The sequence below is a fragment of the Janthinobacterium sp. Bl 1 genome, from assembly GCF_058215535.1.
Map to the genome: position 1 here is coordinate 2,374,927 of NZ_CM177086.1, position 25,280 is coordinate 2,400,206.

The window sequence follows — 25,280 nt, forward strand, 5'->3', positions numbered from 1 at the left end:
AATATGAGCCTGGAATCCAAAGAGCAATTCGCCACTAACGTCTATTACGACAGGACGTTCAACTGTGACGCCGCCAAGATCTTGCCTGGTGAGTACTACTTTACCAACAAGGACATGCTGATCGTCACCGTGCTCGGCTCCTGCGTCTCGGCCTGCATCCGCGACCGCGTCACGGGCCTGGGCGGCATGAACCACTTCATGCTGCCCGATGGCGGCAGCGATCCGAACAGCCCGATTTCCGCGTCGATGCGCTATGGTACCTACGCCATGGAAATCCTGATCAACGATTTGCTGAAGGCGGGCGCGCGGCGCGAGAACATGGAAGCGAAAGTGTTTGGCGGCGGCGCCGTGCTGCGCGGCTTCACGGCGATCAACGTCGGCGAACGCAATGCGGCCTTCGTCATCAATTACCTGAAAGCGGAAAAGATGCGCGTGGTGGCCGAAGACCTCAACGACATCCACCCGCGCAAGGTCTACTTCTTCCCCCGCAGCGGCAAGGTGCTGGTGAAAAAGCTGATGCAGACGCATAACGATACCCTGGTACGCCGCGAACTCGATTACGCCAGCCGCCTCAAGGTCGCGCCGGTCGGCGGCGAAGTCGAACTGTTCTGACAAACACCCGACCAAACCTGCTGCGCGTCGCGCTGTGCGGCTTGCGGCGGTTTGTCCGGTGTACTAATTTAATAAAGAATACGGGCCGCAAGGCCTGGAAGGATAACTATGAAGATCAAGGTATTGATCGTGGATGACTCGGCGCTGATCCGCAGCGTCATGACGGAAATCGTGAATAGCCAGCCCGACATGGAAGTGGTGGGCGCGGCGCCCGATCCGCTGGTGGCGCGCGAGATGATCAAGCAGACCAATCCCGACGTGCTGACCCTCGACGTCGAGATGCCGAAGATGGATGGCCTCGATTTCCTGGAAAAACTGATGCGCTTGCGCCCGATGCCGGTACTGATGGTGTCGTCCTTGACCGAGCGCGGTTCGGAAATCACCATGCGCGCGCTGGAACTGGGCGCCGTCGATTTCGTCACCAAGCCGAAGATTTCGATCCAGAGTGGCATGCGCGAGTACACGGACATGATCGCCGACAAGATCCGCGCCGCCTCGAAGGCGCGCATCCGCGCGCGCACCCTGCCGTCGGCCGGCGACAAGGTGGCCGCGCCGCTGCCTGCCCTGCGCAGTCCATTGACGTCGAGCGAAAAGCTGATCATCGTGGGCGCCTCGACGGGCGGCACGGAAGCGATCCGCGAATTCCTCATGCAGATGCCGTCCGATTGCCCCGGCATCCTGATCACGCAGCACATGCCGGAAGGCTTTACGCGCTCGTTCGCGCGCCGCCTCGATTCGCTGTGCAAGATTTCGGTGCAGGAAGCGGCAGGCGGCGAACGCGTGCTGCCCGGCCACGCCTACATCGCGCCCGGCCATTCGCACCTGACCCTGACGCGCAGCGGCGCCAACTACATGACCAAGATCGACCAGGGCGAACCGGTGAACCGCCACCGCCCGTCCGTCGATGTGCTGTTCCGTTCGGCCGCGCAATCGGCCGGTAAAAATGCCGTCGGCGTGATCCTCACCGGCATGGGCAAGGATGGCGCACAAGGCATGTTGGAGATGAAGGCCGCAGGAGCGTATAATTTTGCGCAGGATGAAGCCAGTTGCGTGGTGTTCGGCATGCCGCGCGAGGCGATCGCTGTCGGTGCTACGCATGAGGTCGGCGCTTTGACGGCGCTGCCTGGCATGGTGCTGGGACACCTGGCGGCGCATGGTATGCGTGCTTTGCGCGTGTAAGCCACGTTTTATATGATCTGAGGCAAGTTTGTTCGCCTAAAAGCAACGAAAATGCTATCCTACAACTTGCTGCCGTAGTGTCGACCATAATGTCGGCATTCATGTCGATATTATTAACAAACCGCTACAGAAACAACGGAGTTATTCATGGCTGATCCAAAGATGAAATTTTTAGTCGTTGACGATTTTTCGACGATGCGCCGCATTGTCCGGAATCTGTTGAAGGAACTGGGTTATGCCAACGTCGATGAGGCGGAAGACGGCGTGATGGGCCTGGCCAAGCTGCGCGCGGAATCGTTCGATTTCGTCGTGTCGGACTGGAACATGCCAAACATGGATGGCCTGACGATGCTGCAGCATATCCGCGCCGATCCCGCACTGGCCAAGCTGCCCGTGCTGATGGTCACCGCCGAAGCGAAAAAAGAAAACATCATCGCCGCCGCGCAAGCTGGCGCCAGCGGTTATGTCGTCAAGCCGTTCACGGCCGCGACCCTCGATGAAAAGCTGAACAAGATTTTCGAGAAGCTGGAAAAAGCCGGCGCCTGATCCAGGCTTGACCGTTATCAAGAAAACGCTGCCCGTGCAAACCGGCAGCGTTTTTTTCGTCAGTTCGCGCCTTGCTTACACCAGGCCGCCATTCGCACGTAACGTTTGTCCATTCACCCAGCGGCCATCCGGCCCGGCCAAAAAAGCCACGGCCGCGGCGATATCGTCCGGCGTACCCAGGCGTTCAAGGGGCGCCATCTTGGCCATGCGCGCTATCGTTTCTTCCGTCTTGCCGTTCAAGAACAGGGCCGTGGCCGTGGGGCCGGGGGCGATGGCATTGACGGTGATGTTCTTGCCGCGCAGTTCCTTGGCAAAGATATTCGTCATCGTCTCGATGGCCGCCTTGGTGGCGGCGTAGACGGCATAGCCGGGCAGAGCCAGGCCGATCACGCTGGTCGAGAAATTGACGACGCTGCCGCCGTGGCGCAAGCGCGTCGCCGCCTGGCGCATGGTGTTGAAGCTGCCCTTGACGTTGATGGCGAACAGGCTGTCGAAGGTGACGTCGTCGGTCTCGGCCAAAGTGGGCAGTGCGGGCGGCATGATGCCGGCGTTGTTGACCAGCACATCGACGCCGCCGTAAGCCGCTTCGGCCGCATCGAACAGCGCTTGCACGTCGCTTGCCTCGGCCACGTTGGCCTTGACGGCGATGGCGGCGCCGCCTTCGGCCATGATGGCTGCCACCAGCTCGTCCGCCGCATCCTTGCCGCTGGCGTAGTTGACGACGACCTGGATGCCGTCGCGCGCCAGGCGGCGGGCGATGGCCGCGCCGATGCCGCGCGAGGCGCCCGTGACGATGGCTACCTTGGCAGAGTTGGATGTTGTGTTCATGGATGTTCTCCTGTGATGGTGGGAGGTCCGCATGCTGTTGCCGCGAGCCAGTGCCATTATTTTGATCTTTATTCATGGATGGATAAAGATGGGAGTTTTGATTTCAATGTGCAAATTGCATTAACAATGATGCCTGGCCTGCCTGGCAGGACAGGCAAGATCCCGCAGGTTTCATGAGATTGCGCAAAGGAATGAAATATTTCCTAAAGTTAACTTTACACGTCAAATAATTTGGCCCATGATCGCTGCAGTATTTCCCCTTTGTCCCCGACCCCGACAAGAAGGAGCGCGCGATGCGCCGAGCACCCGTATTATTTTTCGCCCTGAGCACGGCCCTGTTGGCGGCCTGTGGCGTGAGCCTTGAACAAACCGCCGTTGCGCCTGTCGCGTCTGTCGAGATGCAGGAGCCGGTCGCGCAATCGCCTGCCGAAGCCGATGGCCGGCATGCCTATCTGCACCGCGTGGGCAGCCATGATTATGTCAGCCTGAGCCAGCATGGGCCCGAGGGCGGCTTGCCCATCCTCACGGGCACGCAGCGCCACGCGCGCGCCATCCGCCTGCTGGCGGCCGATCCGGCCCAGGCAAGGGCCATCCTGCGCAGCCTGAGGCTGCCTGCGAACCAGCGCAAACTGTGGGCAGGAGAGGAAATCGTGCTCGACGCGGCCAGCTACGACATGTTGCAAGCGGCGCGCGGCAGCAACAAGCCGCTGTTTGCCGAACTCAAGCTGGTAGGGATGGAGAAGTAGAGAAAGAAACGGGGCCGAATGGCCCCGTTGTGATTGCGCTTAGATTTCCAGGTTGTCGATGAGTCGGGTCTGCCCCAGCTTGGCGGCAGCCAGCACCACCAGCGGTTCGCCGGCGGCCAGCTCGGCGGCGCTCGGTGCTTGCAGGTTGGCGCGCTTGCGCACGGCGATGTAGTCCGATTTCCAGCCGCGGCTGTTCAACAGCTGCATGCTGGCCTGTGCCAGTTCGCCCACGGCCAGATTGCCCTTGCGCACTTCCTCGGCCACGAAATTAAGTCCCTTGAACAGTTCCGGCGCTTCCGCGCGTTCGCTTTCCGATAAATACATATTGCGCGACGATAAGGCCAGGCCATCGTCCGCGCGGTAAGTTTCGGCGGCGATGATTTCCGTCGGCAGCGCGAACTGGCGTGCCATGTTGCGGATGATCATCAGCTGCTGGTAATCCTTCTTGCCGAACACGGCCACGCGCGGACCCACGCACGAGAACAGCTTGGTGACGACCGTGCACACGCCTTCAAAGAAGCCGGGGCGGAATTCCCCTTCCAGGGTATTGCCCAGGTCATCGGGCGGGCGCACGCGGTATTCCTGCGGTTCCGGGTACAGTTCCTTTTCCGTCGGCGCGAACAGCACGTACACGCCTTCCTTTTCCAGCTTGGCGATGTCGGCCGCCATGGTGCGCGGATATTTTTCGAAGTCTTCGTTCGGGCCGAATTGCAGGCGGTTCACGAAGATCGAGGCGACGACGGGGTCGCCATGCTTGCGCGCCAAACGCATCAGCGACAGATGGCCTTCGTGCAGGTTGCCCATGGTGGGGACGAACGCCGTGCGCAGCTGTCCGCTGAGCTGGTCGCGCAATTCTTCGATGTCGGAAATAATTTTCATGGATTGCTTTCGCTAAAACCCCGTTGTACGGTGGTCAGTGACAAAGGGAAGGGGTCAGGCGGGCGAATAGGCCAGCCGGACGTAGATGGGGGCAAACGGTTCTGCCTGCGTGATTTCGATCAGGGTTTCCTTGGCCAGTTCCAGCAGGGCCACGAAGTTGACCACCACCACGGGCACGCCGCCGGCAATGTCGAACAGTTCGCTGAACTCGACGAAGCGCGACGATTGCAAGTGGCGCAGGATGCTTGACATGTGCTCGCGCACGGACAGTTCCTGGCGGCTGATGCGGTGGTGCTGGGTCAGCTTGGCCCGCTTCAGCACGTCGAGCCACGCCTGCTGCAAGTCCACCGGTTCCACGTCGGGCCAGGTGGGCGTCAGGCTTTGCTCGATGAAAATCTGCGTGCGCACGAAATCGCGCTCGAACTGGGGGATGGCGTTCAGGTCGTAGGCGGCCAGCTTGATCTGCTCATACTCGAGCAGCCGGCGCACCAGTTCGGCACGGGGGTCGCCGCCATCTTCCTCGACGTCGCTTTTGCGCGAAGGCAAGAGCATGCGCGACTTGATCTCGATCAGCATGGCCGCCATCAACAGATACTCGGCGGCCAGCTCCAGGTTGCGCACGCGGATCTGGTCGACATATTTCAGATATTGCAGGGTCACCTGCGCCATCGGGATATCGAGAATGTTGAAGTTTTGCTTGCGGATCAGGTAGAGCAGCAAGTCGAGCGGGCCTTCGAAGGCTTCGAGGAAGATTTCCAGCGCGTCCGGCGGAATGTACAAATCCGTCGGCATGCGCATCATCGGCTCGCCATACAGGCGGGCGATGCCCAGCGGGTCGGCGGCGGGCGCCGCGTCCGTTACCGTTGCTGCAGGGTCGCCGCTGCCGTCGCCGTCAGCGACAGGTTCGGGCGACTCGATGACTGCGCCGGCACCGGAAGCGTCGGCTTCCGGCGTGACTGCAGACTCTTCAGGCAACATCGTGCCGGTTCCAGATCTTAGTTCTTGTTCTGGTAAACGTAAGCCTGTTGCTTGACGGCCGATGCCAGCTGGCGCTCCTGCTCATCGATGCTGACGGCCGGCTTGTCCCACAGCAGGGCGCGGCCCGCTTGCTGGCCCGCTTCCATGCCAGGATTCTTGGCCTTCAGTTCGGCGATGAACAAGGTGTGGTCGGATACGTAGTTGGTGTGTTTTGCAGGCAGTTTCATATTCTCTTCTGAGTGTCTTATGGGTAAGGTCAGCCGGCCGTATTTTACCGCGCCGTGCGGCCTGGCGGGTTGTTGTATCGGCAAGTCCAGGGCGAAATTGTTAAAAATCAATAACGCAGCAAACGCCGCATCACCATCGGTGCCGGTTCTGCGGGGTTGGCGTGCGAATATTCCAGTTCTTCGGCCAGGTCGAATTCGAAGGCCGCATAAAAATCGATCAGCTTGCGCTGGTCGCGCCGCACGGCCAGGCGCAATTCCTCGGCCTGGCACGACAGGCCGTGATGAATGATGGCTTCGAGCAAATGCTGCGAGACGTGGCTGCCCCGGTAGGCGGGCAGCACGCCCATGCGTGAAATCTTCCAGATGGCGGGATCGCTGTCGAGCGGCATCCAGCGCAGCGAACCGGCTGGAATGTCGTCGATCAGCAACAGAAAACCGCCACCGTGGCGCAATTGCTCCGCCACTTGCTCGGCCGTCTCGTGGTGTCCACTGGACGAGGCGGCCACCTTGCCGGCCCACGCGGCGCGGGTCAGCTCGGCCATCAGCTGTGCATCGGCATTCGTTGCTTCGCGCACCACGATATTCATCATCGGTCCTTGTGGAGGCTTAACGGATGCGCATGCCAGGTTCGGCACCCGGCCACGGGTTCAGGATGTAGATGCCGGGATTCGCCTTCTCGTCTGCGGCGGACGCGGCCATGACCATGCCTTCCGAAATACCGAATTTCATCTTGCGCGGCGCCAGGTTGGCCACCAGCACCGTCAGCTTGCCGATCAGTTCTTCCGGCTGGTAAGCCGAGCGGATGCCGGAGAACACATTGCGCAAGCGGCCTTCGCCCGCATCCAGGGTCAGGCGCAGCAGCTTGTCGGAGCCGTCGACCAGTTCGCAGTTGACGATTTTCGCGATGCGCAGGTCGACCTTGAGGAAGTCGTCGATCTTGATTTCGGGTGCCAGTTCCTCGATGGCGGCAGCGGCTGCCACTGGAGCTGCGGCGTCATTGGCGGCGTCGCCGGCCGGTGCGGCAATGGCTGCGGCCGCTTGCGGCGCGTCGAACAGCGCTTCGATCATCTTCGCATCCATGCGCGTCATCAAATGGCTGTAGGCGCCGATGGTGCGGCCCAGCATGCTGTTCGAGACGGCGTCGCCGAACACTTGCGTGTCGGCCCAAGTGAATTCTGCGTCGTTGAGGAACGATGCCACGTTCTTCGCCACGCCCGGCAGGACCGGCGACAGCAAAATCGTCAGCTGGCGGAACAGGATCAGGGCCGTGGTGCACACGTCGTGCAGCTCCGCCGTCTTTTCGGCGTCCTTGGCCAGGATCCACGGCTTGTTTTCATCGACATACTGGTTGGTGATGTCGGCGATTTCCATGATTTCGCGCAAGGCCTTGCCGAATTCGCGGTTCTCGAAGTGCGCAGCGATGCTGGCCTGGCGCTCGACGATGATGCCGTTGACGTCCACCGTCAGCGCGCGGTTGATCCAGCTTTGCGCGCCTTCAGACAGCGTCGATGCCAGCTTGCCATCGAAACGCTTGGCGATGAAGCCGGCGCAGCGGCTGGCGATGTTCACGTATTTGCCGATCAGGTCGCTGTTCACGCGGGCAACAAAATCTTCGCCGTTGAAGTCCAGGTCTTCCACTTTCGAGTTCAGCTTGAAGGCGATGTAGTAGCGCAGCCATTCCGGGTTCATGCCCAGGTCCAGGTAGCGCAGCGGCGAGATGCCCGTGCCGCGCGACTTCGACATTTTTTCGTTGTTGACCGTCAGGAAGCCGTGCACATTGACTTTCAGTTTGTCGATCACCGGGTGATTGGCGAATTTCAACATGGCGGGCCAGAACAGCAAATGGAAGGAAACGATGTCCTTGCCGATGAAGTGGATCTGTTCCGTCGACGGGTCATTCAGGAAGGCGTCGAAATCGATGCCTTTCTTGTCGCAATAGTTTTTCAGGCTGGCCAGGTAACCGACGGGCGCATCCATCCACACATAGAAGAATTTACCTGGTGCATCGGGAATCGGGATGCCGAAGTAGGGCGCGTCGCGCGAGATATCCCAGTCGGCCAGCTTTTCACCGGCTTCGCCCAGCCACTCGCTGACCTTGTTGACCATTTCCGGCTGCAAGCGGCCTGGCGTGTTGAGCCAATCCTTGAGGAATTCGAAGCAGCGCGGATCGGACAGCTTGAAGAAATACTGTTCCGACGGCTTCATCACGGGCGTCGCGTTGGTAAACACCGAGAACGGGTTGACCAGGTCGGTCGGCTGGTAAGCGGCGCCGCACACTTCGCAATTGTCGCCGTACTGGTTCTTGGCGCCGCATTTCGGGCATTCGCCCTTGATGTTGCGGTCGGCCAGGAACATGCCTTTGACCGGGTCGAAGAAGCGGTCGACGGTTTTCGTGACGATCAGGCCCGTATCGCGCAGCTTGCGGTAGATCGATTGCGACAGGTCGACGTTTTCCGGCGAATCGGTCGAATACCAGTTGTCGAAGGCGATATGGAAGCCATCGAGGTACTGGGCGCGGCCGGCCGCGATGTTGGCGACGAATTGCTGCGGCGTGATGCCTTCCTTTTCGGCGGCGATCATGATCGGCGTGCCATGCGTATCGTCGGCGCCCACAAAGTGCACTTCACGGCCGGCCGCGCCATCGCGTTGCATTCGCTGGAACCGGACCCAGATATCGGCCTGGATGTATTCCATGATGTGGCCAATGTGAAAAGCGGCGTTTGCGTAAGGCAGGGCAGTGGTGACGAACAGCTTGCGAGTCATGATTGATGCACTTTTGGGATGGATAATAGGACATTTTAACAGCGGAAAGGCAATATGAGCAGATGCAGGGCCGGCAAGTGATGCTTTTGCCGCCATCGCACCATGCAAATTTGCGCTAGACTGCGCGTATTGCACATATGTAGTACACACGGAGATTTACATGAGCATCACAGTAGAAGACGTCAAGGCCGCGCTGGCCCAGGTTATTGATCCAAATACACATAAAGATTTCGTTTCCAGCAAAACCGTCAAGAATCTGAAGGTCGATGGCGATGATATTTCCCTCGACATCGAGCTCGGCTACCCCGCCAAAAGCCAGATCGACCTGATCCGCAAATCCGTGCTGGCCGCCCTGCGCGTGCTGCCGGGCGTGGGCAACGTCAGCGTGGGCGTGTCGTCGAAAATCATTTCGCACACGGTGCAGCGCGGCTTGAAGCCGATGAGCAACGTGAAAAACATCATCGCCGTCGCTTCCGGCAAGGGTGGTGTTGGCAAATCGACCACGGCCGTCAACCTGGCCCTGGCTCTGGCGGCTGAAGGCGCCACCGTCGGCATGCTCGACGCCGATATCTACGGCCCGTCGCAACCGATGATGCTGGGCATCAGCGGCCAGCCGAAGACCCTCGACGGCAAGAGCATGGAGCCGATGGAAAACCACGGCCTGCAAGTGTCCTCGATCGGCTTCATGATCGATCCGGACGAGCCGATGGTGTGGCGCGGCCCGATGGTCACGCAAGCCTTGCAGCAATTGCTGGACCAGACCAACTGGCGCGACCTCGATTATTTGATCGTCGACATGCCGCCAGGCACGGGCGACATCCAGCTGACCCTGTCGCAGAAAGTGCCCGTCACGGGCGCCGTGATCGTCACGACGCCGCAGGACATCGCACTGCTCGATGCGCGCAAGGGCTTGAAAATGTTCGAGAAGGTTGGCATTCCTATCCTCGGCGTGGTGGAAAACATGAGCACGCACATCTGCTCGAACTGCGGCCATGCTGAAGAAATCTTCGGCGCCGGCGGCGGCGCGAAGATGTGCGCGGACTTCGGCGTGGAATTCCTCGGCGCCTTGCCGCTGACCATGGCGATTCGCCAGCAGACGGATTCGGGTACGCCCACCGTCGTGGCCGAGCCGGAAGGCCCCGTCGCCGTGATCTATAAGCAGATCGCCCGCACCATCGCGATCAAGGTGGCGGAAAAGGCGAAGGATATGACCAGCAAGTTCCCGAGCATCGTCATCAAGAACGATTGATGATCGGCCATGGGGTCAGACCCGCCGGGGGAGTGCATCCCAATGGGATGCGCTCCGATCGCGAAGCGACTGACCCCAGCAGCTCCCCGGCGCCATGGTCGCCAGGAATATGGTTTCATGCAGTCCGTGTTGTTATTTAACAAGAGGAGACATCATGCAATTGAACACCGTATTCCTGCGTCAAGCAGCCGCCGTGATCGCCGGTAGCCTGCTGGCCGCCAGCGCGTTTGCGCAATCCGTTTCCTTCGTCGAGCCAGCCGATGGCGCGACAGTGGCGAGCCCGTTCAAGGTCAAGTTTGCCGTCAGTGGCATGGACGTCAAGCCGGCCGGCGACATGACGGCCAAGACGGGCCACCATCATCTGCTCATCAATACTGGGCCGATGAAGGCGGGCGAAATGATACCCATGGACGAAAAGCATTTGCATTTCGGCAAAGGACAAACGGAAACGGACGTCACCTTGCCGCCGGGCCAGTACACCCTGACGATGCAGTTCGCCAACGGCGCACACCAGTCGTATGGTCCGGAGCTGGCCAAAAGCATCAAGGTGACGGTCAAGTAAGCCAGGCAAATTCATCTGTTCGGCATCGGGCCGGGTTCCAGCAATGGGCCCCGGCCTTTTTCTTGTTATTGCTTCTGTCATCATTGCGTCATATAGTCGGCGTATGCTGCCCGGTGGCCTAACTTTTGATGAGCGGATATGACGAAACCTTTCTCCCTTTCCCGGCAACTGGCACAGGCGCTGCTGCTGGCCGCTGGCGTGGCGGCGTGCCACGCGCATGCGGCCAAGGCGGTGCCCAATGCTGCGACGCAGCCGAAGCTGGTCGTGGTGCTGGTAGTGGACGGCTTGCCGCAAGAGCAGGTGACGCGCTACCGCGACCAGTTCGGCCAGGGCGGTTTCCGCCGCCTGCTGGAACAGGGCGCGTGGTTCAGCGATGCGCACCAGGCGCACGGCATCACGGTCACCGCCATCGGCCACTCGGCCGTGCTGTCGGGCGCCTACCCGTATCAGCATGGCGTGATCGGCAATAACTGGATCGATCCCGTCACGAAGAAATCCGTGTACTGCACCGAGGATGGCAATTTCCATTACATCGGCGAAGAGACGCAGCCCGATGACGGCACGGCGCCGACCAAGCTGCGCGTGAGCACCCTCGGCGACGAACTGCGTTATTCGACGGGTGACAAGGCCAAGGTCGTCACCGTGTCGGGCAAGGACCGTGGCGCCATCCTGCTGGCCGGGAAAACGGGCACGGCCTATATGTACATGGAAAAGACGGGCAACTTCGCCAGCAGCACCTACTATATGCAGCAGCACCCGCAGTGGGTGCAGCGCTACCAGGCGGCCAAGCCGCAGGACCGCTATTACGGCAAGAGCTGGACGCCGCTACTGGCCGATTCGGCCTATGCGCGCGATGCCCGGGATGATCTTGTTGCTGCCAAGCCGGGCACGCGCAACACCTTCCCGTTTGCCTACTACAGCGACAGCGGCAAGCTCGATGGCGAGTACTACAGCCGCCTGAAATCCGGCCCCTTCCTCGACGAGCTGACCCTGGAATTCGCCCGCGCCGCCATCGATGGCGAAAACCTGGGCCGCAATCCGGCCGGCGTGCCCGATATCCTCGGCGTGAGCCTGTCCGCGCACGACTATGTGAATCACGCCTACGGCCCGGAAAGCAAGATGTCGCACGACCATCTGCAGCGCCTGGACCGCATGCTGGCCGGCTTCTTTGCCGACCTGGATAAAAAAGTCGGCATGGATAACGTGCTCGTGGTGCTGACGGCCGACCATGGCTTCGCCAACGTGCCGGAATTTTCCGAAACGCGCGGCTTTTCCGCCAGGCGCATCGATGGCGCCAAACTGGTCGATGCGCTGAACCAGCACCTGGCGACAAACCTGGGCATCGACAAGCTGGTGACGGCGTCGTCGCTGCCGAATATCTACCTCGATTACGCGCTGGCGGAAAAGCGCGGCGTCCATCGCGCCACCCTGGAAGACGCGGCGGCCCGCTTTCTGATGCAGCAGGACGGCCTGGCTCAAGTCTACACGCGCACGCAGATGGAAACGGGAGCCGTCGCCACGCGCATGGACACCTTGATGCGTCGCGCCTGGAACCGCCAGCTGTCGGGCGACCTGATGCTGGTGACAAAGCCGGCCTGGTACTTCGGCAAGGGCAGCGGTGGCACCTCGCACGGCACGCCGTATACGTATGACACCAACGTGCCGCTGATGGTCTTCGGCCCCCGCTGGATCAAGCCGGGCGCCTATGGCCAGTACGCGGAAGTGGTCGACATCGCACCGACCTTGGCCCATCTGCTGCGCATACGCCAGCCGTCGGCGTCGGAAGGGCGGATTTTGACGGAAGCGGTGCGCTAAGGCTCTTGGGCAGTGGTGTTGTCGGCTTACGCGCTGCGCGCTAAGCCGACCTACGGGGTTTGCATGTCGGCGCCGCCGCCAATTTGACCGGCGTTGTTTGCGTTTCGGTGCCGCCACCAACACGACCGGCCTTGGCCTTGTGAAGAGCGTAGGTCGGATTAGCGGGGCAAAGCCCCGCGTAATCCGACAACAACGTTGGCAAAACCGCTTACAACAGCCAGTCGATCGGCAGCACCGACAGAATCGCCACGCCCATGCGCTTCCACACGCTGGTGCCTGGTTCCGTGTCGTAGCGCGTGGCGGCGCCGCTGGCGTCGCGGGCGAGCCAGTACAGCGCGCCGTCGTCGCCAAGCAGCACCTGGTAGGCGCGCTGCGGAATGGTGGTGCGCATGGCTAGCCCCAGCTGGCTGGCCAGCGCGGGGCTGTCGATGACGAGGCCCATTTCCGTATTCAGCTCGATCGAGCGCGGGTCGAAGTTGAACGAGCCGACAAAGATGCGCTGGTCGTCGACGGCAAAGGTCTTCGCATGCAGGCTCGATGCGGAGCTGCCGAAGCGGCCCGTCTGTTCGCGCGCATCGCCTGCTTCCCACGAGCGGCGCGATTCATACAGCAGCACGCCCGCTTCCAGCAGCGGTTTCCTCCACTTCGCATAACCGGCATGCACGGCCGCCACGTCGGTCGCTTCCAGCGCATTCGTCAGGATGCGCACGCCCACACCCTTTTTCGCCAGGTCGGCAAAGGCTTGCGTGCCCGATTTGCCGGGCACGAAATACGGCGACACCAGGTCCACTTCCTTTTCCGGCACGCCCAGCAGGTTTTGCAGGTTTTCCGCCACGCCAGTGCCGGGCCGGGCCTTGTCCAGCACCTTGGCCGGGTCGTCGCTGACCATGCGCGTCCTGGCCCATTCGAAGGGCAGGGTGCGTTCCATCATCTGCTTGACGAAGGGCGAGGTGCGCAGCGCCTGCACGTATTCCTCCGCCGCCTTGGTGTCGTCGATGCGGTCCGCTTCGGCGGCGATGGTGGCCGCGTCGCCTTCGACTGGGCTGGTCAGCAGCAGCCTGGCCGGGTAGGCCGAGGCGCTGTTCCAGTAGCGGTCGAAATCGTGCGAGACGTCATCGACGACGGGGCCGATGGCCAGCACGTCCAGGTCGGCAAACAGCACGTCGCCGGCCGCGCCAAAATATTCGTCGCCCACATTGCGCCCGCCAACGATTGTGGCCTGGTTGTCGGCCGTGAACGATTTGTTGTGCATGCGCCGGTTGAGGCGGGAAAAATCCGTGGCAAAGGCCAGTGCGCGCGGCGCGCGGGGAATAAAGGGATTGAACAGGCGGATTTCCAGATTCTGCTGCTTGCCCAGCATGGTCAGGGTCTGGTCCAGGCCCGCCGTGTTGTTATCGTCGAGCAGCAGGCGCACGCGCACGCCCCGTTCGGCCGCCTGGCGCAAGGCATCGAACAGCAAGGTGCCCGTGATGTCCTTGTGCCAGATGTAGTACTGCACGTCCAGGCTGCGCTGCGCCGCGGCGGCCAGCAGGGCGCGCGCGGCAAACGCGTCGCGCCCGTCGACCAGCGGATAGATGCCGGACACGCCCGGATGCTGCGCCACCATGGGCGCAATGGCCGTGGCCAGCTGGGTGTGCTTTGTGTCGGCGATGACGGTGGAGGGGGTGCGGCTTTCCAGCGAGGGCAGTGAAGCGCAGCCGGCGAGGATGGCGGACAGCAGCAGGGGCAGCAAGAAACTGCCGCTGCGGCGGGCAAGGGTGGTGGCGGGCATGGCGGGCTTTCATCGAGTTGCCCGATGTTAGCAGATGCGCATGCCCGCACGCGGGCGCTGTTTTAGAGTTGTTCCAGCGCGATCAGCTCGGCCACCGTCTGGCGGCGGCGGATCAAGCGGGATTGCTCGCCATCGACCAGGTATTCGGCCGCATGGGGGCGGCTGTTGTAGTTCGACGACATGGACGCGCCATACGCGCCCGCGCCTTCAAAGACGACGTAGTCGCCCACCTGCGCTGCTGGCAGCAGACGTGTTTCGACCACGCCGCCATCACGCTGGGTAAACACGTCGCCCGATTCGCACAGGGGGCCGCCGACGACGGTGGCGCATGCGGGGCTGGCGTCCAGTGCGCGGCCATCATGCGCGATGACCGACATTTCATGGTAGCTGCCGTACATGGCGGGGCGCATCAGTTCATTGAAGCCCGTGTCGAGCAGGGTGAAGTGGTTGCCGCCCATTTGCTTGGTGGCGCGCACTTCGGCCACCAGCAGGCCCGCGTCGGCCACGAGGAAGCGGCCCGGTTCGATTTCCAGGTGCACGGGATGGCCCAGGTGCGCCTCGATCTGCTTGCGTGCCGCATCCCACAGCTCGAAATAATGATTCGTGTCGACGGGCTGCTCGCCTTCGCGGTAAGGCACGGACAGGCCGCCGCCCGTGGAAATGGCTTCCAGGTCATGGCCCATGTTTTTCACCAGGTCGACCATGGTGCCGCAGACGGTTTCCAAGTGGCTGTAGTCGACGCCCGAGCCGATATGCATGTGCAGGCCCACCAGGTGCAATCCATGCGCGCGGATGACGGCCAGCGCCTCCGGCAGCTCTTCGTGCCAGATACCGTGCTTGCTGTTTTCGCCGCCTGTGTTGGTCTTGTTGCTGTGGCCATGGCCATAGCCGGGATTGATGCGCAGCCAGACGCGGTGGCCGGGCGACACGGGCCCCAGCTGGCGCAGCATGTCGACGGAGCCGCAATTGACTTCAATTTTTGCCGCCGCCACGCGCGCCAGGGTGGCGCGGTCGAACAGGTCGCAGGTAAACACCACGCCAGCGGCGCCATGCGTTTGCGCCGGCGTAAAGCCTGCCTGCAGCGCGCGTTCGATTTCGCCCAGCGAGACGGCATCCACGTGCACGCCCGCTTCGCGCATCAGGGTGAGCAGATGAATGTTCGAATTGGCCTTTTGCGCGAAGCGCACCGTGTCGAACTGCGCCAGTTGGGCGATGCGCGTGCGGATGGTGGCCGCGTCGTACACCCATAATGGCGTGCCGTGTTCCTGGGCGAGTTGGGCGAGGGTGGCGTCTGGCACTGGTTTCATGGTGGTTGTCTTCGTCATGTTTTAGGGTGGTGTCGGATTACGCGGGCCTTGCCCGCTAATCCGACCTGCGATGCTGGCAATGATGCGGGTTTTTTGGTTAAACATAAAATATCCATTTAAGCTGGCCTTATTCATTTATGATATGGGCATGACTATCTCCTTGCGCCATATCGAGGTCTTTCGCGCCATCATGACGACGGGCAGCGTGACGGCCGCCGCCGCCATGCTGCACACGTCGCAGCCCACCGTCAGCCGTGAACTGGCGCGCCTCGAGCATTTGACGGGCTTGACCCTGTTCGAACGCGAGCGGGGACGGCTGCGTCCGACGGCCCAGGCGCTGCAGCTGTTCGAGGAGGTGCAGCGCGCGTACTTCGGCCTGGAGCGCATCGTCAGCACGGCGGCGGCCTTGCGCCAGTTCGACCAGGGGCAGTTGTCGATCGCCTGCCTGCCCGTGTTTTCCCAGTCCTTGCTGCCGCAGGCGTGCAAGCGCTTCGTCGCCGATTTTCCCAAGGTGAGCATCAGCATCACGCCGCAGGAGTCGCCGCTGCTGGAAGAGTGGCTGTCCGCGCAGCGCCACGATATCGGCCTGACGGAAGTGGGCAATGCGCCGCCGGGCACGGCGCTCGCCACCCTGATGTCCGTCGATGAAGTGTGCGTGCTGCCCGACGGCCATGCGCTCGCCGGCAAGGCCGTGCTGCAGCCGGCGGACTTCGCGGGCCAGCCTTTTATCAGCCTGGCCGCCGTCGACCCTTACCGCCAGCAGATCGACGCCATCTTCGCACAGGCCGGCGTGGAGCGGCGCATGGCGCTCGACACGCACAGCGCCGCTTCCGTGTGCGCGATGGTGCGCGAAGGCGTGGGGCTGGCCATCGTCAATCCGCTCACGGCCCTCGACTATGCGGGGCAGGGCTTGCAGATCCGCCGCTTTGCCGTGTCCTTGCCGTTCACCGTGAATCTGGTCAAGCCTTTGCACCGGCCCTTGTCGCAACTGGTGGCCCTGTTCGAGCAGGCGCTGCATGCGCAGGCGGACGAGGTGAAAAGGCGGCTGCTGGCACTATAAGACAAGCCCCTTGAAGGACCGGGGGCCGACCCTCAGGGGAAATGGGACCCAGTGGGCCCCATTTCGATCACGAAGTGACTGACCCCGGGGTTTGCCTTAGGGCTTTGCTTAGGTAGTAAAATGGCGTTTTACTTATTCAAGCCTGATTACTTCGATGACCACAACCGCTACTCCCGTCCGTACCCGTTTCGCTCCCAGCCCGACCGGCTATCTGCACCTGGGCGGCGCCCGCACCGCTTTATACAGCTGGGCGTATGCCCGCCACTTCGGCGGCACCTTCGTGCTGCGCATCGAAGACACGGACGTGGAGCGTTCCACGCCGGAAGCCGTGCAAGCCATCATCGAAGGCATGAAGTGGCTGGGCCTGGACCACGACGAAGGGCCGTTCTACCAGATGCAGCGCATGGACCGCTACCGCGAAGTGGTGGCGCAGATGCTGGCCGAAGGCACTGCATACCACTGCTACTCGTCGCCGGAAGAAGTCGAAGCGATGCGCGAGCGCATGCGCGCCGCTGGCGAAAAGCCGCGTTACGACGGCACCTGGCGCCCGGAGCCGGGCAAGACCCTGCCGGCCATTCCTGCCGACCGCAAGCCTGTCGTGCGTTTCAAGAATCCGCTCGATGGCGACGTGAGCTGGGACGACGTGGTCAAGGGCACGATCACGATTTCGAACCGCGAGCTGGACGATCTGGTGATCGCGCGTCCGGACGGCACGCCGACGTACAACTTCTGCGTGGCCGTCGATGACTGGGACATGCAGATCACCCACGTGATCCGCGGCGACGACCATGTCAACAACACCCCGCGCCAGATCAATATCCTGCGCGCCATCGGCGCACCGCTGCCGCTGTACGGCCACCTGCCGATGATCCTGGGTGCGGATGGCGAAAAGCTGTCGAAGCGCCACGGCGCCGTCAGCGTGATGGATTACCCGGCGCAAGGCTTCCTGCCGGAAGCGATGCTGAACTACCTGGCGCGCCTGGGCTGGAGCCATGGCGACGATGAAGTGTTCTCGACCGAGCAGTTCTGCCAGTGGTTCAACCTGAACCACCTGTCCAAGTCCGCCGCCCAGTTCAACAATGAAAAACTGGCCTGGCTGAACAACCACTATATCAAGCAGGCCGACAACACGCGTCTGGCCGACCTGGCCCGTCCGCAAATGGTCGCCGCCGGCGCCGTCTTCGAAGGCGCGCCGGACCTGGCACAAGTGCTGGGCATGATGAAAGAGCGGGCCAACACGGTCAATGAACTGGCTGCCGCTTCGATGTTGTTCTTCCGCGAGCCGCAGCCGGAAGCGGAACTGGTGGCGCAGCACATCACGGATGCCATCAAGCCCGTGCTGGCGCAGTTTGCCGAGCGCATCGCCACGGTGGAGTGGAGCAAGGAAGCCGTGGCCGCCATGATCAAGGAAGTGCTGGCCGCCAACACCATCAAGATGCCGCTGCTGGCCATGCCTTTGCGCTTGATTTTGACGGGCCAGTTGCAGACCCCGGCCATCGACCAGGTAGTGGTGATCTTCGGCCGCGACACCGTGCTGGCGCGCCTGGCAAAGTGGCTGTAATCGCCGCTCTTAAATACGCGTAAAAATACGGTGCGGAAACCGCCCCTATGAAAAGTTGCTCATAGACGAAAAAGGGTATTTGCAGAGTGAAACTTCTTTGCTATACTCTTGTTTCTGCACCAACGGGGGTATAGCTCAGCTGGGAGAGCGCTTGCATGGCATGCAAGAGGTCAGCGGTTCGATCCCGCTTACCTCCACCAGCAGCAAAATCGCAGTCAGGTTTTGTTAGTCGTTGAAGTGGTGCAGATGTTGTTTGGAAGTTCCGCGGTCCCCATCGTCTAGAGGCCTAGGACATCACCCTTTCACGGTGAGTACAGGGGTTCGAATCCCCTTGGGGACGCCAGGTTGTTGTGGTATAGTAGTGGCAGTTGTTTGTACTGATTGTTGTAAGTTCAGGCCCGTAAAAACGGAATCTGGATGGAAAGCAAGTAGTGGAACAAAGTCGCCAAGTGCGGCTTTTATTATTTCTGCGCCCGGGGGGTATAGCTCAGCTGGGAGAGCGCTTGCATGGCATGCAAGAGGTCAGCGGTTCGATCCCGCTTACCTCCACCAACAGCGCAGAGGTAAAGAAGTAAATGTAGTGCCGAGGTCCCCATCGTCTAGAGGCCTAGGACATCACCCTTTCACGGTGAGTACAGGGGTTCGAATCCCCTTGGGGACGCCAGTTCAGTCTGGTGTTGTAGTAAAGAAGTAGCAGTGTTTCTGCGCCCGGGGGGTATAGCTCAGCTGGGAGAGCGCTTGCATGGCATGCAAGAGGTCAGCGGTTCGATCCCGCTTACCTCCACCAAAAGCGCAGAAATCACACAGTAATCAAAGTCGCCTCGAGCGGCTTTTTTTACTGGCGAGTATTTCTCGCCATACCCCTCGAGGGATAGGCGTAAGTCTGATTAGCGGCGCTCGCAATACGATATTGCCATATCGCACGAGCATCATTCTGTCCTCATAGCGGGATCCCTGCAAATAGATGCAAAATAAAACCCCCGGCAGTTGATTTCGTGAATCACCCCATGCTATACTTCGCGCACGCTTTTTTGAGGGGCTAAGCAAAGCCTTCAACGAAGAGTCCGCTGAGAGTAAAGCCAGCACAGGTCCCCATCGTCTAGAGGCCTAGGACATCACCCTTTCACGGTGAGTACAGGGGTTCGAATCCCCTTGGGGACGCCAGGATTTCGTTGTAAAGTAAGAGTGCAGTGCTGAACGGGCCTGACAAGTCAGGCTTTTTTTGTTTCTGCAATATTGCTGCAGTACCGGGTCAGGATGCGAAGTAGTGCATTCAGGACAGATTTCTGTCCCCATCGTCTAGAGGCCTAGGACATCACCCTTTCACGGTGAGTACAGGGGTTCGAATCCCCTTGGGGACGCCAGATTCGCAAGCAGTAAGATAAGCAACAGGTCGGGATGCAGAGCAGCGCATTCAGGACAGATTTTCTGTCCCCATCGTCTAGAGGCCTAGGACATCACCCTTTCACGGTGAGTACAGGGGTTCGAATCCCCTTGGGGACGCCAGACCGGCTGAATCAGCCAACAAAAAAGCCGCCTGGTAACAGTGCGGCTTTTTTGTTATGGGCTGCCATGTCACGTTTTTCTTTTCTCCTTTGAATATGCCATTAGCTACCGATCGCGCGCCATCCCTGGCCATCTTCTGCAAAGTCGTCGACAACTACGGTGATATCGGCATTTGCTGGCGCCTCGCGCGGCAGTTGCAGCGCGAGCACGGCGTGGCCGTCACCCTGTGGGTCGATGATTTGGCCAGTTTTCAGCGCATCTGTCCTGATATCGACGTGGCAGCCGAAGTGCAGCACGTATCGGGCGTCACGATACGCCATTGGCGCGGCCAGGATGGCGTGTTTGCGCCTGCCGATATCGCCGACATCGTCATCGAGTTTTTTGCCTGCGACATTCCGCCCGGCTATATCGCCGCCATGGCGCAGTGTTCGCCGCAGCCCGTGTGGCTGAACCTGGAGGGCTTGACGGCGGAAGAGTGGGTCGAGGGCTGCCATGCGCTGACGTCGCCGCGCCACGGCATGATCAAGCATTTCTTCTTCCCCGGCTTCACGGATAAAACGGGCGGCTTGCTGCGCGAAGCGGCGCTCGACGAGCGGCGGCTGGCGTTTCAGGCCGATGCTGCCGCCATGGCGGCATTCCTCGGGCGGTTCGGCGTGACGGCGGCGGACATGCGCGCTTTGAAAGTGTCGCTGTTCTGCTATCCATCCGCTCCCGTCGCCGAGCTGTTTGCGGCTTGGCAGGCGGGCAGCGAACCCGTGACATGCCTGGTGCCGGAAGGCGTCGCGTTCGATGCCGTTCAAGCGTTTATCGGCGACGATGCGGCGATGGCCGGGGCGGCGCGCACGCGCGGCGCGCTTACCGTGCGCGTGCTGCCTTTCGTGCCGCAAGACGATTACGACCGTCTGCTGTGGGCTTGCGACGTGAACCTGGTGCGTGGCGAAGACTCGTTTGTACGCGCGCAATGGGCGGGCCAGCCGTTTCTCTGGCACATCTATCTGCAGGATGAAAACTTGCATCACGTGAAATTGCGCGCCTTCCTGCAGCGCTATGCTGTGGACGCGGACGGCCCCATCGACAGCCTGGTGCAGGCGGCGCTGGCCTGGAATGGCGCCAGCGCGGACGCCTTGCCGTGGGCCCGGCTGTGGCACGCATTGCAGGCCGATCTGCCGCGCATCCGGGCGCGTGCACATGATTGGCAGCGGCAGATGCAGGCTAATGGCGATCTGGCAAGTAACTTGCTGGCGTTCGCTGGCGCGACGAGATAGGCGCTTGCCCAAAATTAAGGTAAAATGCCCGGTTATTTCTAACGTATTTTTAACCGATCAAACGCAAGCTTGCGGCGCTGATGGCGCACAGGCGGCAGATGGTCTTCATGCAACCCACTTTTTACGTACATTCCTATGAAACCCGCAAAAGAAATTCGTGTTGGCAATATCATCATGGTCGACAGCAAGCCTATGATCGTGTTGCGTTCTGATGTCAACGGTTCGAGCCGCACGGGCTTCACCTACAAATGGAAGATGAAAAATCTTCTGACGAACACCCCGATGGAAAACGTGTTCCGCGGCGACGACAAATTCGACGTTGTTGTTCTGGATAAAAAGCCAGTGACGTATTCGTACTTCGCCGACCCGCTGTTCGTGTTCATGGACACCGAGTACAACCAGTACGAAATCGAAGAAGAAAACCTGGGCGAAGCGCTGAACTACTTGAAAGATGGCATGGAATGCGAAGCCATTTTCTACGACGGCAAAGCTATCTCCGTTGAACTGCCTACGACCATCGCCCGTCAAGTGGTGTACTCGGAGCCAGCGGTCAAAGGCAACACTTCGGGCAACGTCCTGAAAGAAGCCAAGATCGAAAACGCCATCGACGCTCACCGCCACACCGTGCAAGTACCGCTGTTCGTGGCACAGGACGACGTCATCGAAATCGACACCCGCACCAACGAATACAAGCGTGTCGTACGCAACTGATTTGCTCCAGTACTGGACCATCAAGAAACGCTGCCTTCGGGCGGCGTTTTTTTTTGCTTGGAAAATAATTCCTTATCACAACTATTAGCTTGCAAGGACTGCTATGCTATGGCTAGCACATTATTGCGGCAGAAACATTGAAGTTTCTTGGAGATACGATGCAGCGCAGTCAGATGTTACGCAGTGGCGCGTCCCGGAGCGTGTCGCGCCCCGTACTGGCCCGTGCCACGGCGCCGGCCAGCCCCATGGCCCATCTGCTCGACGCCGGCGTCTTGCCGCAACAGCAGATGATGCAGGCAGGCAAACTCAGTTCCCATGCACTGACGTCGCAGTACCTGGCCCGCATCCGCTCCCTGTGCAGCATCGGCGCGCGCGCCTATCCCGGCATTGAAATCAATCCCGACGCCTTGAAAATTGCCCTGGAAATGGACCGCGAGCGGCAAGTGCACAAGGTGCGGGGCCCCTTGCACGGCATCCCCATCGTCTTGCGCGACAACATCGCCACGGGTGACCGCATGAAGACGCGCACCCAGGCGCCCCTGGCCACGCACGCCAGCTGCGATTCCTTCGTGGCGGCGCGCTTGCGCGCGGCCGGCGCCGTCATCATCGGCAAAAGCAATTTGCGCCAGTGGGCGGCCGTCAGCGTGCCGCATGCCAGTGCCAGCTGGGCCGGGCTCACCATCCTGGCCGTCGACAGCGCGGTGGATGGCTCCATCGTCGCGCCGGCTTCAAACTGCGGCCTGGTTGCCATCAAACCCACGGGCAGGGCCGCAGGCGGGCAGGGCGGTGAGCCGGCCACTGCCGGACCGATGGCGCCCAGCGTGCGCGAGGCGGCCTGGCTGCTCGCTGCCTTGAGCGGCGAGCGCCTGGCCGATGGCATGGTGTTTGATGCCGCCGGCCTGCACGGGCGCCGCATCGGCGTGGCGCGCAGCCTGTTCGGCCTGTGCGCCGGGACCGATGCCCTGATCGAGCAGGCGCTGCTGGTGTTGCGCGAACAGGGCGCGGAACTGATCGAATTGCCTCCCGCGCCCGGGTCGGGCGGCATCGACGCGCTGCTGCGTTCGCATGGGCTCGATGCGCTGGTGGGGCCGACTTGCCACGGCGTAGCGCAGCCGCAGTCCGACTTGCCGCATATCACGGTGCCTGCCGGCGTGGCCGGGGGCTTGCCGGTCGGCTTGTCCTTCATCGGCCCTGCCCACGGCGAGAAGCCGCTCATTGCGATGGCATATGCCTATGAGCAGGCGACTTTGCACCGGCGCACGCCCGCACTGCCATCGAGCATCACCCTGGCGCTGCGCCGACCATGATGATTCCTTTCGTTTTCTTTCGATAAATTATGCTTGCAACCTTGCTGCTGAGTGCCGCCGTGGCCGCCACCCCGACTTCTTTCGATGCCGAGCAGTTGTCCGGCAGCTGGTCCGACAGCGTGAATACGAATAGTGTGTGCGAAGAAGCACGCCTCTTCACGCGCATGCAGCTGTCTGACGACCATCAGCGGCTGGCGATCTTCAACGACCGCACGTGGAAAAGCAAGCTGGGCGAAACCAACCGCTTTGCCGCGACGGTCGTGGCGGAAACGGAGCATAGCCTGACGCTACGCTATGACAATGAAACCCGCCTCAATGCCGCTGGCAAGCTGGTGGAGTGGCAATTGATCATCGTCGCGCCCGGCGTGTACCGCTGGCGCGAGACGGGCTGGCCCGAAGGCAAGGTCAACGGGGTGGTCGGCATCCGCTGTTCTCCCTGAGGCGCGCGCACAAGCATGCCATTCTGCTATGCTTTCGGCATTACCCGATGTTTTTAGGAGATTGCATGTCCGCACGTTTGCTCTTGCCCCTGTTCCTGGGCGCTGCCGTGGCGCTGGCCGTCATGCCGGCGCAGGCGCGTACGCCCAAGCTGTCGCTGATCGAGCAGGCGCAAAGCTGCGATGGGAGCGCTACCTGCCCGTATTTCCCCGACGTCTACAAGGCGGACTACGCCTTTCGCAAGGCCTTTAATGTGGGCTTGAAAAAAGCGGGCCTGAAGCGGCAGCGCTGGGTGCCCGATGGCGTGGCCAGCCCGCTCAAGCCCGTCGAGATCGACGGCAAGGCGCGCCTGCTGAGCAGCGTCTGCGAACCGCACAATTGCGGCCACCATTACACCATCCTGTACGACCCGGCCGCGCGCAGCATGACGGGCGTGTACATGGGCAGCGATGTCAAGGGCGTCGCGCGCACCGTCTACTTCGGCGAGCCCAGCATCGCCGAAGCCGACTTGCTGTCCAAGAACTGATGCACGCGCCACTGCACATTTCCAGCGAGCCCGACGAGCTGGACGTGCCCATGATCCACCGCTACCTGAGCGAGCAGTCGTACTGGAAGCGGGGCGTGGCGATCGAAACCGTGCGCAAGGGGATCGCCAACGCGCTGTGTTTTGGCGGCTATGTGGATGGCCAGCAAGTCGCATTCGCCAGGGTCGTTACCGACTACACGGATTTTGCGTACCTGCGCGACGTGTTCGTTCTGCCGCACTTCCAAGGCAGGGGATATGGCAAGCAGATGGTGGCCGCCGTGCTCAGCGATGAACGCTTGCGCGATGTCGCCTGGATGCTGGGCACCGACGATGCGCACAGCCTGTATGCGGGCTTTGGTTTTACGCCGCTGGAGGCGCCGCAAAAGTACATGCGCCGCCCAGCGCCAGTAAAATTATCAAAATAATAGTTGATTCCATAAAAACTATTGATATTGTCGTATCAGATTAATATTGCCTTGATAATGACAATATGTCATTATGCGCGCTCTGCTGCGATTGCGCAGCCGTACTTTGCTGGTGTTTTTGCCTTGCCATCGCCATACGGTGAGGGCGAGCTCAATGAGCGGTCTGACTGGTCGTCCCCTGGGTACGTTTTTTCGACAATGTAAAGGAATACATCATGAAACAATATGGCGCCGAATTTCTCGGCACGTTCTGGCTGGTACTGGGCGGTTGCGGCAGCGCCGTGCTGGCCGCGGCCTTCCCCGGTCTTGGCATCGGCTTTGCCGGCGTGGCGCTGGCCTTTGGCCTGACGGTGCTGACCATGGCTTACGCCATCGGCCACATCTCGGGCTGCCATCTGAATCCCGCTGTCTCGATCGGCCTGTGGGCCGGCGGCCGTTTCCCTGCCAGCCAACTGTTGCCCTACATCATCGCGCAAGTACTGGGCGCCATCGTGGCCGGCGGCGTGCTGTACGTGATCGCCAGTGGCCAGGCCGGTTTCGACGTGAGCAAGGGCTTTGCTTCGAACGGTTTCGGCGCCCACTCGCCGGGCGGCTATTCGATGCTGTCGGCGCTGGTCATTGAAATCGTGCTGACGATGTTCTTCCTGATCGTCATCCTGGGCGCCACCGACAAGCGCGCGCCGGCCGGCTTCGCCCCGCTGCCGATCGGTCTGGCGCTGACCCTGATCCACCTGATCAGCATTCCTGTCACCAATACCTCCGTCAACCCGGCTCGCAGCACGGGCGTGGCCCTGTACGTGGGCGACTGGGCGACGAGCCAGCTGTGGCTGTTCTGGCTGGCACCGATCATCGGCGCCTTGCTGGGTGCGCTCGCCTACCGCCTGATCGCGGGCGAAAAAGCGTAGGTCGGCTTAGCCCGCAGGGCGTAAGCCGACAATGCCGGCAACGCAGCTTGTCGGCTTACGCGCGGCGTTGCCACGCTAAGCCGACCTACGCGGCTGGCCTCCCGGCCGAATGTC

General features: G+C 61.3%; 24 protein-coding genes and 8 tRNA genes. 24 read left to right on the forward strand and 8 right to left on the reverse strand.

Annotation, left to right across the window (positions count from 1 at the left end):
• The first annotated feature begins 3 nt into the window (after positions 1-3).
• The 3 genes from cheD (at position 4) to cheY (ending at position 2,337) form a co-directional block, all read left to right on the forward strand.
• Positions 4-612 carry a chemoreceptor glutamine deamidase CheD gene (cheD, locus tag AC4BCN_RS10780; protein WP_034758343.1) on the forward strand — a complete coding sequence of 203 codons (609 nt, stop codon included), beginning with the start codon at positions 4-6 and terminating at the stop codon, positions 610-612.
• A gap of 108 nt (positions 613-720) precedes the next feature.
• Positions 721-1,791: a protein-glutamate methylesterase/protein-glutamine glutaminase gene (locus AC4BCN_RS10785; RefSeq protein WP_035826603.1), complete on the forward strand. Its 1,071-nt coding sequence runs from the start codon at positions 721-723 to the stop codon at positions 1,789-1,791.
• Between the two features lie 147 nt (positions 1,792-1,938).
• Entirely contained in the window at positions 1,939-2,337 is a 399-nt protein-coding gene (gene cheY / locus AC4BCN_RS10790) for a chemotaxis response regulator CheY (protein WP_026132837.1), read from the forward strand.
• Positions 2,338-2,412: 75 nt separating this feature from the next.
• Here cheY and AC4BCN_RS10795 read toward each other — a convergent pair whose 3' ends face one another.
• Entirely contained in the window at positions 2,413-3,165 is a 753-nt protein-coding gene (locus AC4BCN_RS10795; protein ID WP_338681610.1) for an SDR family oxidoreductase, read from the reverse strand.
• A 293-nt stretch (positions 3,166-3,458) separates the two neighbouring features.
• Between AC4BCN_RS10795 and AC4BCN_RS10800 the strand changes: the two genes are divergently transcribed.
• On the forward strand, positions 3,459-3,911 hold the full coding sequence (locus tag AC4BCN_RS10800) for a hypothetical protein (protein ID WP_139092555.1): 453 nt from the start codon (positions 3,459-3,461) through the stop codon (positions 3,909-3,911).
• A 39-nt stretch (positions 3,912-3,950) separates the two neighbouring features.
• Here AC4BCN_RS10800 and panC read toward each other — a convergent pair whose 3' ends face one another.
• The 5 genes from panC to metG all read right to left on the reverse strand — a co-directional run bounded on the left by panC (position 3,951) and on the right by metG (position 8,758).
• Complete coding sequence (gene panC / locus AC4BCN_RS10805; RefSeq protein WP_456149145.1) at positions 3,951-4,790, reverse strand: pantoate--beta-alanine ligase; 840 nt, start codon at positions 4,788-4,790, stop codon at positions 3,951-3,953.
• Between the two features lie 54 nt (positions 4,791-4,844).
• The gene (locus AC4BCN_RS10810; RefSeq protein ID WP_490493273.1) at positions 4,845-5,768 is read right to left on the reverse strand and encodes a segregation and condensation protein A; all 924 of its coding nucleotides are present in this window, start codon (positions 5,766-5,768) and stop codon (positions 4,845-4,847) included.
• A gap of 17 nt (positions 5,769-5,785) precedes the next feature.
• Positions 5,786-5,995, reverse strand: coding sequence for a DUF3460 family protein (locus tag AC4BCN_RS10815; RefSeq protein WP_035826611.1), 210 nt, complete (start codon positions 5,993-5,995; stop codon positions 5,786-5,788).
• 107 nt (positions 5,996-6,102) lie between these two features.
• Positions 6,103-6,582 carry a GNAT family N-acetyltransferase gene (locus AC4BCN_RS10820; RefSeq protein ID WP_034758490.1) on the reverse strand — a complete coding sequence of 160 codons (480 nt, stop codon included), beginning with the start codon at positions 6,580-6,582 and terminating at the stop codon, positions 6,103-6,105.
• Between the two features lie 19 nt (positions 6,583-6,601).
• Positions 6,602-8,758: a methionine--tRNA ligase gene (gene metG, locus AC4BCN_RS10825; protein ID WP_490493274.1), complete on the reverse strand. Its 2,157-nt coding sequence runs from the start codon at positions 8,756-8,758 to the stop codon at positions 6,602-6,604.
• 160 nt (positions 8,759-8,918) lie between these two features.
• Here metG and apbC point away from each other — a divergent pair, with 160 nt between their 5' ends.
• The 3 genes from apbC to AC4BCN_RS10840 all read left to right on the forward strand — a co-directional run bounded on the left by apbC (position 8,919) and on the right by AC4BCN_RS10840 (position 12,384).
• Positions 8,919-10,007, forward strand: a complete 1,089-nt coding sequence (gene apbC, locus AC4BCN_RS10830; RefSeq protein ID WP_034758315.1) for an iron-sulfur cluster carrier protein ApbC — start codon at positions 8,919-8,921, stop codon at positions 10,005-10,007.
• Between the two features lie 154 nt (positions 10,008-10,161).
• Complete coding sequence (locus AC4BCN_RS10835) at positions 10,162-10,569, forward strand: DUF4399 domain-containing protein (RefSeq protein ID WP_072454785.1); 408 nt, start codon at positions 10,162-10,164, stop codon at positions 10,567-10,569.
• 138 nt (positions 10,570-10,707) lie between these two features.
• Positions 10,708-12,384, forward strand: a complete 1,677-nt coding sequence (locus tag AC4BCN_RS10840) for an alkaline phosphatase family protein (protein ID WP_338681619.1) — start codon at positions 10,708-10,710, stop codon at positions 12,382-12,384.
• Positions 12,385-12,592: 208 nt separating this feature from the next.
• Here the strand turns inward: AC4BCN_RS10840 and AC4BCN_RS10845 are convergent, their stop codons facing one another.
• A complete protein-coding gene (locus tag AC4BCN_RS10845) occupies positions 12,593-14,155 on the reverse strand; it encodes a phospholipase D family protein (RefSeq protein WP_490493275.1) in 1,563 nt (520 codons plus the stop codon).
• A 62-nt stretch (positions 14,156-14,217) separates the two neighbouring features.
• Positions 14,218-15,462, reverse strand: a complete 1,245-nt coding sequence (lysA, locus tag AC4BCN_RS10850) for a diaminopimelate decarboxylase (protein ID WP_490493276.1) — start codon at positions 15,460-15,462, stop codon at positions 14,218-14,220.
• Between the two features lie 148 nt (positions 15,463-15,610).
• Here lysA and AC4BCN_RS10855 point away from each other — a divergent pair, with 148 nt between their 5' ends.
• The 17 genes from AC4BCN_RS10855 to aqpZ all read left to right on the forward strand — a co-directional run bounded on the left by AC4BCN_RS10855 (position 15,611) and on the right by aqpZ (position 25,166).
• Positions 15,611-16,522 (forward strand): LysR family transcriptional regulator, encoded by a 912-nt coding sequence (locus tag AC4BCN_RS10855; protein ID WP_139092551.1) that lies wholly within the window; start codon positions 15,611-15,613, stop codon positions 16,520-16,522.
• Between the two features lie 154 nt (positions 16,523-16,676).
• Entirely contained in the window at positions 16,677-18,083 is a 1,407-nt protein-coding gene (gene gltX / locus AC4BCN_RS10860) for a glutamate--tRNA ligase (protein WP_128139883.1), read from the forward strand.
• Between the two features lie 124 nt (positions 18,084-18,207).
• Positions 18,208-18,283 (forward strand) — tRNA-Ala (locus AC4BCN_RS10865).
• A gap of 67 nt (positions 18,284-18,350) precedes the next feature.
• Positions 18,351-18,426 (forward strand) — tRNA-Glu (locus tag AC4BCN_RS10870).
• A gap of 133 nt (positions 18,427-18,559) precedes the next feature.
• Positions 18,560-18,635, forward strand: a tRNA-Ala gene (locus AC4BCN_RS10875).
• Positions 18,636-18,671: 36 nt separating this feature from the next.
• Positions 18,672-18,747 (forward strand) — tRNA-Glu (locus AC4BCN_RS10880).
• A 47-nt stretch (positions 18,748-18,794) separates the two neighbouring features.
• A tRNA-Ala gene (locus AC4BCN_RS10885) sits at positions 18,795-18,870 on the forward strand.
• 301 nt (positions 18,871-19,171) lie between these two features.
• A tRNA-Glu gene (locus AC4BCN_RS10890) sits at positions 19,172-19,247 on the forward strand.
• Between the two features lie 124 nt (positions 19,248-19,371).
• Positions 19,372-19,447 (forward strand) — tRNA-Glu (locus tag AC4BCN_RS10895).
• Positions 19,448-19,513: 66 nt separating this feature from the next.
• Positions 19,514-19,589, forward strand: a tRNA-Glu gene (locus tag AC4BCN_RS10900).
• A gap of 95 nt (positions 19,590-19,684) precedes the next feature.
• Complete coding sequence (gene earP / locus AC4BCN_RS10905; RefSeq protein WP_490493277.1) at positions 19,685-20,854, forward strand: elongation factor P maturation arginine rhamnosyltransferase EarP; 1,170 nt, start codon at positions 19,685-19,687, stop codon at positions 20,852-20,854.
• Positions 20,855-20,989: 135 nt separating this feature from the next.
• A complete protein-coding gene (locus AC4BCN_RS10910; RefSeq protein WP_034758247.1) occupies positions 20,990-21,565 on the forward strand; it encodes an elongation factor P in 576 nt (191 codons plus the stop codon).
• Between the two features lie 200 nt (positions 21,566-21,765).
• Positions 21,766-22,872 (forward strand): amidase family protein, encoded by a 1,107-nt coding sequence (locus tag AC4BCN_RS10915; protein ID WP_223279124.1) that lies wholly within the window; start codon positions 21,766-21,768, stop codon positions 22,870-22,872.
• 29 nt (positions 22,873-22,901) lie between these two features.
• Positions 22,902-23,312 (forward strand): hypothetical protein, encoded by a 411-nt coding sequence (locus AC4BCN_RS10920; RefSeq protein WP_490493278.1) that lies wholly within the window; start codon positions 22,902-22,904, stop codon positions 23,310-23,312.
• Between the two features lie 65 nt (positions 23,313-23,377).
• On the forward strand, positions 23,378-23,836 hold the full coding sequence (locus AC4BCN_RS10925) for a hypothetical protein (protein ID WP_490493279.1): 459 nt from the start codon (positions 23,378-23,380) through the stop codon (positions 23,834-23,836).
• Positions 23,836-24,261, forward strand: coding sequence for a GNAT family N-acetyltransferase (locus AC4BCN_RS10930; protein ID WP_490493280.1), 426 nt, complete (start codon positions 23,836-23,838; stop codon positions 24,259-24,261). Before AC4BCN_RS10925 ends, AC4BCN_RS10930 begins: the two co-directional genes overlap by 1 nt.
• Before the next feature lie 215 nt (positions 24,262-24,476).
• Positions 24,477-25,166, forward strand: coding sequence for an aquaporin Z (gene aqpZ / locus AC4BCN_RS10935; RefSeq protein ID WP_490493281.1), 690 nt, complete (start codon positions 24,477-24,479; stop codon positions 25,164-25,166).
• The last annotated feature ends 114 nt before the right edge of the window (positions 25,167-25,280 follow it).